Consider the following 8947-nt stretch of genomic DNA (forward strand, 5'->3'; position numbering starts at 1 on the left):
GGGCGGTGCTCCCGGGGGTGCGGGTCATCGGGGTCTCCTGAGGATGCACGGATGGGGTGTGACGACGCGCCGGCACCGAGGATCCGCGCTGCCACCCGCGGATCTGACCGCACAGTAACGGGTGTGGGTGAACATCGGATTCGTGTCGTCGTAACTGCGTTTTCATCGGTCTGACCACGGGTGTTCATCGACCGGGTGCATGGTGGGGCCGACGCCTGCCGCACTGTCCCGCCACTTCCTACGAGCCGAGGACATCCCGTGCGAACCAGCCCCTTCCGCCGCCCGGCGGCCCTTGCCCTGCCTGTTGCCCTGACCGCCGCGGTGCCCGCCGCAGCGCTGCTGCTGGGCGGCATGACCCAGCCCGCCCATGCGGCCGTCGAGATCGATGAGGACGTGCGCGTGCTCATCGAGACAGCCGACGGCCCCCAACCCGAGGGTCCCCTCGAGGCCGCTCCCTTCACCTACACCGTTGTCTCCCGTGACGCCTGCACCGCCCCCTACACCGACGGCGCTCGCGCGGTGATCACCCAGGAGGGCGCCGACCCCGAGCGCGTGGTCCTCTCCGGCGTGGAGGAGCTCGAGGATGACGGCACCGCCCGCATCTCCATGGATGCGGTGCTCGCCGACCTCGTCGGGCCCGGCAAGGCCACGCTGACCGTGGAATGCGTGCAGGTCACCAACGGCATCCCCGAGTTCGGGGACGAGAACCCCGCCGGGGAGCTGACCATCACCGAGGACACCTGGGAGATGGACGGCATCACCATCACCGAGGGCCCCGAGCCCGAGCAGCCCACCGACCCCGCGCCCACTGATCCGGAGCCGACCGAGGAGGAGCCGACGGAGCCCGAGCCGACGGAGGAGGAGCCGAGCGGCCCCGCCGATGACGGCACGGACGCGCCGGGCGGTGACGAGGGCACCGGCGGTGGCGAGGACGCCTCGGGCGGCACCGGTCGCGGCGGTGACGCTGGCCAGGCGGGACAGACCGGGAAGGACAGCGCGGGATCCACCCGCCCCGGCGGCTGGCTCGCCCGCACGGGCGTGGAGGCCAGTGCGCTTGCGCTCACCGCAGCGACCCTCATCGGCGGCGGCGCTGCGCTCGCGTGGCGGGGTCGGCGCGAGGGCGTGCAGCGGTGAGCCGCGGCCCCGTCACCCGCCGCGGCCTGCTGGGCCGGGCAGCGCTCGTCGGCGCCATCAGCCTCGGGGCACTCTCCGCCGCGCCGATCATGCCGAATGCCCGGGCGGAGAAGCCGCTCATTGGCCCCTCCAGCACGGCCGACCCGTCGCTCGTGAACCCGCCGCCGCCCGGGTTCGTGCCCGGCAGCGCGCTGGTGCGCGCGCACGCCCACAACGACTACCTGCACCCCAGACCCCTGTGGGATGCGCTCGCCGCGGGATTCGGATCCGTGGAGGCTGATGTCTGGTACCGCGAGGGGCGGCTGCTGCTGGGACACACCCGGGTCGAGACGCTCTCGGCGCGGACCCTCGAGCAGTGGTACATCCAGCCCCTGGCGGCGCTCGTGCGCGAGAGCGGACGAGTGCTGCCCGACCTCGAGCAGCCCTTCCAGCTGCTGATCGACGTCAAGGAGGAGGGCGCTGCCACGCTCCTGGCGATCGAAGAGATGCTGCAGGGGTACCGCGACATCCTGTGCCGCGTGGAGGACGGCCGGGCCGTGGACGGCGCGATCCAGGTGGTCTACACCGGGAACCGGCCCTTCAGCGTGATCAGCACCGCGCCGGTGCGGTTCGGGACGATGGACGGGCACGACGGTGATGTGCCGACCGCGCCGGATCCGGCCCGGATGCCGCTGGTCTCCGAGAGCTGGTCGATGCTGGGTTGGCAGGGTTTCGGCAGCATGCCGGCCGACCAGGAGGAACACCTCGAGCGGTTCGTGGCTGACGTCCATGCCTCCGGTGCGAGGGCCCGGTTCTGGGGCGCGCCTGAGCTCCTCCCCGGCCGGCGTCCGGTGATCTGGGATGCCCAGCTGAATGCCGGGGTGGACCTCATCGGGACCGATCATCTGCAGCATCTGCGGGAGCATCTGCTGGCCCGCGGGCTGTGAGGCGTGTATCCGGTGCCCCGACCCCGCCCCCGGGGCGGGGTTGGGGCTGGAACAGAGCGGACCGCAGTGCAGAGAGGGGCATAGCCACCGCACCTTTGACCTGCGGGCTCATCCCCGCTGCGCGGGGAGCACGGATCATCCGGTAGCAGGGCCGCTCCGGCCTTCGGCTCATCCCCGCTGCCCGGGGGCACACCGGGCCAGGCAGCACCGCGTGCCCCGGCAGCGGCGCCGGGGTGCGCAGACGGGCGCGACGGAAACGGGCGGGGCGCCGACGCGGGTCGCGGCATGCTGCCGTGACCGGTGACGGACCGCTGGCCCGGGCCGCGGGCTATGCCAAGCGATTTATCGCAGGACCGTGCCCTGCTTCCAGTAGCCCACGAAGCACACCTCGTCTCGATCCCAGCCGCACTCGTTCACGAGGAGCCGCCGCGCCCCCGTGGCCAGGGCGGACTCCCCGGCTGCGAAGGCGGCGCGATCCTCGGCGGGCAGATCCAGCTCCCGCAGCGCCGCGAGCGCCAGCGCCCCGGGGGCCGTGCCCGTCGGCCGTGGCAGCCAGCGGATCTCGCACTGCTCGGGGATGTCCTCGACCTGTGCATCGGCCGCATCAGGCACCTCCACCAGGGCGATGCCGCAGCTGGTGCGGTCGCAGTCCCGCAGGATTCCGAGCACCGCCGGCAGCGCCGTCTCATCGGCCACCAGCACGAGGTTCCGGGCCGGAGGGTTCGCCCAGGTGCAGCCTTGGTCCAGCAGCACCAGCGGTGAGCCCGGCCGGGCATCGCGCGCCCACGGGGCGGCGACCCCGGCATCACCATGCAGCACCACGTCGATGTCCACCTCGCCGAGCTCGGGCCGGGCCTGGCGCAGCGTGTAGTTGCGCAGCGTGGGCCGCACGGCGGGGCGGCGGGCGAGCATCCGCACGTAGCTGGAGCGGGTCAGGCGCTGAGGCACGTTCTCGAGCCCGCCACCCTGGGGGGAGGGCAGGAATAGCCTTGCCCACTGGTCGAAGCCCTGCCACTGGAGATCCGTCAGCCCCGCCCCGGCCACGGTGAGGCGCTGCATGGACGGGCTCAGGCGGATGCTGCGCACCACCTCGGCGGGCACCGGGCTGGTGTCCGGGCGCTCCACGGTGCGGGCGGCGCTCATCGGGAGCTCCCGACGGGGGTGGTGCGCAGCTGGAGCACTCCGGCCACAGTGCCCAGCAGCGCGAGCACCGCAGTGCCGGCCAGCACGGGCCCGTAGCCGAACGACCCCGCGAGGTACAGCGTCCCCGAGCCGAGAATGTAGCTGGCGACCATCGCGATCGCCGCCAGAGTGGTGAAATCCGTGCCCTCCGAGCTGGGGCGCGCGAGCGACATGTTCACGGTGTACACGAGCGTGGAACCGGCCGCCATCGCCGCCACATGCAGCCCCAGCAGCAGCGTGGTCGTGACCACCGGCGCCTCCCCGGTGACCAGGGGGATCAGCGCGAGCGTGCTGAGTGCCACGAGCGGCCCGGTCACGGCCAGGCAGCGGGCGCGCCCAAATCGGCGCAGCGCCGCCCCCACCAGCAGGGAGGCCGCAGCCGCCGGAGCGGCCAGTAGCATCCCCATCACCACGCCCAGGCGCGGCAGCGACCACCCGGCATCGGTCAGCACCGGCGTCCACAGCGGATAGGCCGCAGTGGTCCCGCCCAGCAGCAGCGGCATCACCAGCAGGCCCCAGCGCGCGGCACCGGACCGACGGAACACCTGCCACAGCGCGGCGTAGGCCTGGCTGAGGCGGGGTGCGGGCCCAGCGGGCAGTGCCTCCCGGTGGGCGAGCACGAGCGGCAGCGGCAGCAGGCACAGCGCCGTCAGCACGAGCATCGCGGGAACCCACCCGACGGCTGCGTAGATCAACACGATCAGTCCTCCGCCCAGGACGTTGCCCAGCCACTGGGCGGCGTTGGCGACGCCGTTGGCCAGCGGCCGCGTGGCGTCGTCCACCGCGCGGGCCGTGAGCCCATCGGCCGCAATGTCCTGCGTGGCGCTGATGAGGGTGTACGCGACCACGGTGGCGCTCAGCAGCGGCAGGTGGTGGGCGGGATCCGGGATCGCCACGAGTGCGAGGCTCGTCAGACCCAGCAGCGGTTGCAGGATCAGCAGCCAGCGGCGGTAATGCCCTGTGGAGCGGCGGCCGAAGCGGTCGATCAGCGGGGCCCACAGGGGCTTGAACGCCCAGGCGGCGCCGGCGAGGGTCACCGCAGCCAGAGCCTCCAGGGAGACGCCCTCACGGCGCAGGATCGCTGAGAGCCCCACGTACAGAAAGCCGACCCCGAGGTACTGGGTGATGTACAGGCCGGAGACCAGCGCCAACAGCCGAGCGGTGCGGCCCGCCAGCGGGCCGGGGGTGCTGCTGAGCGGCGGGGGCGCGGCGGCCTTGGTGGTGGTGGCGCCGGGGATGACGGCGCTGCCGCCGGGTGTGGCGCTGGTGCCGTTGTGTGCAACACCCACGGGCGGGGCCTTTCCCTTGAGGACTGGACCCGCAGGAGAATACACGACGCTGGCGTTGCGTAAATACTCCGGAGGTGGATTGCCCGGCCGATGCGTGGCCGGGCGCGGGGCCAGGGGGGGGGAGCGGGGGTGCTGGAGCGCGTCAGAGCTTCTGCCTGCCGGGCGGGGCTGCGCCTTACGGGTGATTCCCACTACAGTCGAAACCTGAAGCAGTGTCCTGCGGGACGCCGCGGCAGGGGCCGACGGCTCACGTCGGCCCGGATTCGTACCTCCTTCACGCGATCGGATCTTGAGCTCATGCGCACCCCGAGCAGCCGACCGGACCCCTACCCTTCCCGTCGGCGCGCCCTCGCCCTGGGCGGCGCTGCCCTGAGCGCGACGGCTCTGGCTGCCTGCGGCGGGGCGCAGCGGCTCACCAGCGAGGAAGCCACCGAAAGCAAACCGCTCGTGCTGCGGATGGCCAACAACCTCGACCCCCAGCACGTCACCTCCGTGGCGCTGGAGGAGTTCATTGCCGATGTGCAGGAGCGCAGCGGCGGGCGGATCCGCATCGAGCATTATGCCTCGGGGCAGCTGGGCGGGGAGCCGCAGGTGCTTGGGCAGCTGCGGCAGGGCATCGTGGATCTCACGCGCGTGGGCGCCCCAGGTCTGGCCGCCTGGGATCGCGGCTACCACGCCTTCGGGTTGCCGTACGTGTTCGACTCCGAGGAGCACTACTACGCGGCACTGGACTCCGAGGCGATGCGCGAGTTCTTCACCGGCAGCCAGGAGCAGAACTTCCTGGGACTCACCTACTACACCTCCGGCGCACGCTCCTTTTACACGGCGAGCACGCCGATCCGCACCCCCGAGGATCTCGCGGGGCTGAAGATCCGGATCCAGGACATGGCCACACAGGTGCAGATGACCGAGGCCTTCGGCGCCTCCCCGATCGTGATGGGCTTCGGGGACACGTACACCGCGCTGCAGACCGGCCTGATCGACGGCGCGGAATCCAATGAGACGGTGCTGAACCAGTCCGGGCACGGGGAGGTCTCCAAGGCCTTCTCCTTGACCGAGCACACCCGCATCCCCGACATGCTGGTGATCGGTACGCGGGCGTGGGATCGGCTGTCCGAGGAGGACCGGACCCTGCTGCAGGAAGCAGCGATCGCCTCCACCGAAGCCCACAAGGAGGCGTGGGCCCAGAGCATCGAGGAGGCGTACGCCGAGTCCGAGGAGATGGGTGTGGAGTTCATCGAGGACGTGGATACCGACGCCTTCGCCGAGCTCGCCGCCCCCGTGGTGGAGGAGTTCGCCTCCCGTCATCAGGAGGTCGCCGACCTGCTGGACATCATCGACCAGGCACGCAGCTGAAGGAGCGATGACGATGACCCGGATCCATGCCCTGCGCCGCGGACTGTCCAGCACCCTGCTGTGGGCCGCGGGCGCTCTGCTGGTGATCATGACGGTGCTGGTGATCATCCAGATCATCACCCGCTACGCCATCAGCCAGCCCACCGCCTGGACGGAAGAGCTGGTGCGCTATGCGCTGATCTGGACCAGCTTCCTGGCGGCCTCGTACGCCTTCATCGAGCGGCGGCATATGGCGCTGAGCTTCCTGCGCGACCGCCTACCCCCACCGGCGCGGCGCGGCGTCATGATCGCCGTGGATGTGCTCGTGCTGCTGTTCGCCGTGCTCGTGCTCGGGGTGGGCGGAACGATGCTGGCGCTGAACTCCATCGGCGACCTCTCGGCGCTGCTGGGGATTTCCCGCGGTGCCGTGTACGCGATCGTCCCGATCAGCGGGCTCGCCATCGCGCTCGCCCAGGTGGTGGTGCTGTTGGATCGAGATGAAGGGCCGACGGGGGCCGCGCAGCCGGGGGCTGATGCCCCCGAAGCCCGCACCACCGGAGGGAAGGGGGAGGACCGATGAGCGCGCTGGGTGCCACCATCCTGCTGTTCGGCCTGTTCTTCCTGCTGCTGTTCGCCTCCGTGCCGATCTCCATCGCCATCGGCGTCTCTGCCTTCGTGACGATCGTGGCGGTGCTCGGCTGGGGTGATGCCACCTTCATCCTCGGCCAGCAGATGACCGGGGGAGTGGAAAGCTTCAACCTCCTGGCCATCCCCTTATTCATCTTCGCGGGCAACATCATGAACTCAGGCGGGATCGCCCGTCGGCTCGTGGACCTCGCCCTCGTGGTCACCGGGCGGATCCCCGGGTCGCTCGCGCACACTAACGTCGTGGCGAACATGCTGTTCGGGTCGCTGTCCGGCTCCGCGGTGGCCTCGGCCGCGGCGATCGGCGGGACCCTGCACAAGCGGCAGGTCGAGGAACGCTACGACCCGGCGTTCTCTGCTGCGGTGAACATCTCCTCCGCGTCGACCGGGCTGCTCATCCCACCCACCGCTGCTGCGATCGTCTACTCGACGGTGGCCGGTGGCCTGTCGGTCTCCGCCCTGTTCATGGCCGGGTACATCCCCGGCATCCTCATGGGGCTCGTGGTCATGGCCGTGGCGCTGGTGTTCGCGAGCAGAGCTGGCCTGCGCTCCACCGAGCGGGTGGGGATCCACCAGGGCCTCGTGGTGCTGGGCCGGGCGGTGCCATCGCTGCTGCTGATCATCATCGTGGTGGGCGGCATCGTGGCCGGGGTCTTCACCGCCACCGAGGGAGCGGCCGTGGCGGTCGTGTACTGCCTGCTGCTGTCCCTGGCCTACCGGGAGCTGACCCGCGCGGCGATCGGCCGGATCATCACCGAGACCGTGTCTGCGACCGGCGTGGTGATGCTGCTGGTGGCCGCCTCCAGCGCGATGAGCTGGATCATGGCCTTCACCGGCATCCCCGGCGCGATTACCGAGACGGTGCTGGGCACCACCAGCTCCGGGCCGGTGGTGATCCTGCTGATGCTCGCGATCCTGCTGCTGGTGGGCACGTTCATGGACATCACCCCGGCGATCCTCATCTTCACGCCGATCCTGCTGCCGATCGCCGAGGAGATCGGGATGGACCCGGTGCACTTCGGCATGGTGCTGATCCTGTCGATGTGCGTGGGCACGATGACCCCGCCCGTCGGCTCGGTGCTGTTCGTGGCCACCGGCACGACCGGGGTCAGCATCGAGCGGGTGGTGCCGAAGCTGCTGCCGTTCTTCGCGGCGCTCATCGCGCTGCTGCTGCTGATCGCGTACGTGCCAGCGCTGTCGCTGTGGCTGCCGGGGCTGACCGGGTCGCTGGAGTGAGGCCGGCCGGGGCCGGAGGGCTCGTACCCCTCACCATCTACCCCGGAGTGCCGCGGGCGTATGCACGCTATCCGGCCCGGTTCCCGCACTACGCCGGGGAACGCAGTGCCGCGCCACCAACCTCCCGCACCATCGTGTCCGAGTTCCCCACCCGGCCGACGGGTCGGAAGCCGGCGCGCTCGTAGAGCCGGCGGGCTGCCGTGTTGCCGTCCTCGACGCTGAGGCTGACGGCGCGGTGACCGGCAGCACGCGCCTGGTCGAGGACCGCGTCGAGCAGGCCACCGCCCAGTCCGCGCCCGCGCTGCCCGGGCATGACCGCGAGCGTCAGCTCGGGGATGTCGGGGGCCACGAAACCGTAGCCCGGATCCTGCTGGGGCAGCAGACGCACCCACCCGGCTCCCACCGGGCGACCCGCCTCGAAGGCGACGGCACCGGTGTCCCCTGGCCGCCCGAATCCCTCGGCATAGTGCGCGATATGCGGCTCGGCCAGCTGCTCGGGGCGGGCCTGCTCACCGTCGCGCCAGGCGAAGGCCTCCCCGAGCGCACGCCACAGCAGGGGCTGATCATCACCGGTGAGCGGCCGCACCGTCGCAGTGGCCAGGTCGATCCAGTACTGCTCGTGGTCGGCGCGCACGTCTTCGAGCACGCCCCCTGCGGCGAGGATGGTGCGGCGGGAGCCGACGTTGTCGCTGTCGCAGACCACGAGCGCCCGGTCGGTGCCGTCGGCGGCCAGGCGATCCAGGGAGGCGCGCAAAATCGCGGTGGCGTACCCGCGGCGGCGATGGCGGGGGAGTACCGCATACCCCACGTGTCCGCCCACCTCCCGCAGAACCGGCGTGAGGGCGTACCGGATCGAGGTGCGGCCGACGACCTCGCCGTCCACCTCGGCGAGCAGGAACTCCGCGCGGACCCGGCCGGGCGGAAGGTCGGTGCCCGCAGCCTCGCGAGCGTACTGGTCCAGGGTACGGCCGACATCCCCGGCAGAACCGTCCAGGTTCGCGAGGGCGAAATCGAATTCCTCTGCGGCCAGCTCCGCGTGGGCGGCGCGGAGAGCGGACTCGTCGGCCGCCGTGGGTGGGCGCAGAGCCCGTCTCTTATACACATCCGACGCTGCCGATGAGACCGCTTGCGCGAATGCCTTGACTTCTTGTTCCTTTTTTCTGATCTAACGCAGCGTACCGCCTTACTTCCTCTGCCTTT

The 8947-nt window shown here is 71.2% G+C and carries 8 protein-coding genes; 5 read left to right on the forward strand and 3 right to left on the reverse strand.

Annotation, left to right across the window (positions count from 1 at the left end; all coding sequences use genetic code 11):
• Positions 1-258 precede the first annotated feature (258 nt).
• Together MU407_RS13020 and MU407_RS13025 are read left to right on the forward strand one after the other, a co-directional pair.
• Positions 259-1134: a hypothetical protein gene (locus tag MU407_RS13020; RefSeq protein WP_246958131.1), complete on the forward strand. Its 876-nt coding sequence runs from the start codon at positions 259-261 to the stop codon at positions 1132-1134.
• On the forward strand, positions 1131-2060 hold the full coding sequence (locus tag MU407_RS13025; protein ID WP_246958133.1) for a phosphatidylinositol-specific phospholipase C/glycerophosphodiester phosphodiesterase family protein: 930 nt from the start codon (positions 1131-1133) through the stop codon (positions 2058-2060). Before MU407_RS13020 ends, MU407_RS13025 begins: the two co-directional genes overlap by 4 nt.
• Before the next feature lie 342 nt (positions 2061-2402).
• On the opposite strand, the gene MU407_RS13030 is transcribed toward MU407_RS13025, so the two are convergent.
• Positions 2403-3203, reverse strand: a complete 801-nt coding sequence (locus MU407_RS13030) for a siderophore-interacting protein (RefSeq protein WP_246958134.1) — start codon at positions 3201-3203, stop codon at positions 2403-2405.
• A complete protein-coding gene (locus MU407_RS13035) occupies positions 3200-4531 on the reverse strand; it encodes an MFS transporter (protein WP_246958136.1) in 1332 nt (443 codons plus the stop codon). Before MU407_RS13035 ends, MU407_RS13030 begins: the two co-directional genes overlap by 4 nt.
• A gap of 297 nt (positions 4532-4828) precedes the next feature.
• Here MU407_RS13035 and MU407_RS13040 point away from each other — a divergent pair, with 297 nt between their 5' ends.
• The 3 genes from MU407_RS13040 to MU407_RS13050 are packed head-to-tail and all read left to right on the forward strand — an operon-like array spanning position 4829 to position 7747.
• A complete protein-coding gene (locus tag MU407_RS13040) occupies positions 4829-5887 on the forward strand; it encodes a TRAP transporter substrate-binding protein (RefSeq protein WP_246958138.1) in 1059 nt (352 codons plus the stop codon).
• Between the two features lie 7 nt (positions 5888-5894).
• Positions 5895-6446 (forward strand): TRAP transporter small permease, encoded by a 552-nt coding sequence (locus MU407_RS13045; RefSeq protein ID WP_246958139.1) that lies wholly within the window; start codon positions 5895-5897, stop codon positions 6444-6446.
• On the forward strand, positions 6443-7747 hold the full coding sequence (locus tag MU407_RS13050; RefSeq protein ID WP_246958141.1) for a TRAP transporter large permease: 1305 nt from the start codon (positions 6443-6445) through the stop codon (positions 7745-7747). Before MU407_RS13045 ends, MU407_RS13050 begins: the two co-directional genes overlap by 4 nt.
• A gap of 88 nt (positions 7748-7835) precedes the next feature.
• Here the strand turns inward: MU407_RS13050 and MU407_RS13055 are convergent, their stop codons facing one another.
• Positions 7836-8849 carry a GNAT family N-acetyltransferase gene (locus tag MU407_RS13055; RefSeq protein WP_246958143.1) on the reverse strand — a complete coding sequence of 338 codons (1014 nt, stop codon included), beginning with the start codon at positions 8847-8849 and terminating at the stop codon, positions 7836-7838.
• Positions 8850-8947 lie beyond the last annotated feature (98 nt).

Origin of the sequence: Brachybacterium sp. Marseille-Q7125 (assembly GCF_023062615.1) — a bacterium.
Taxonomy (GTDB): Bacteria; Actinomycetota; Actinomycetes; order Actinomycetales; family Dermabacteraceae; genus Brachybacterium.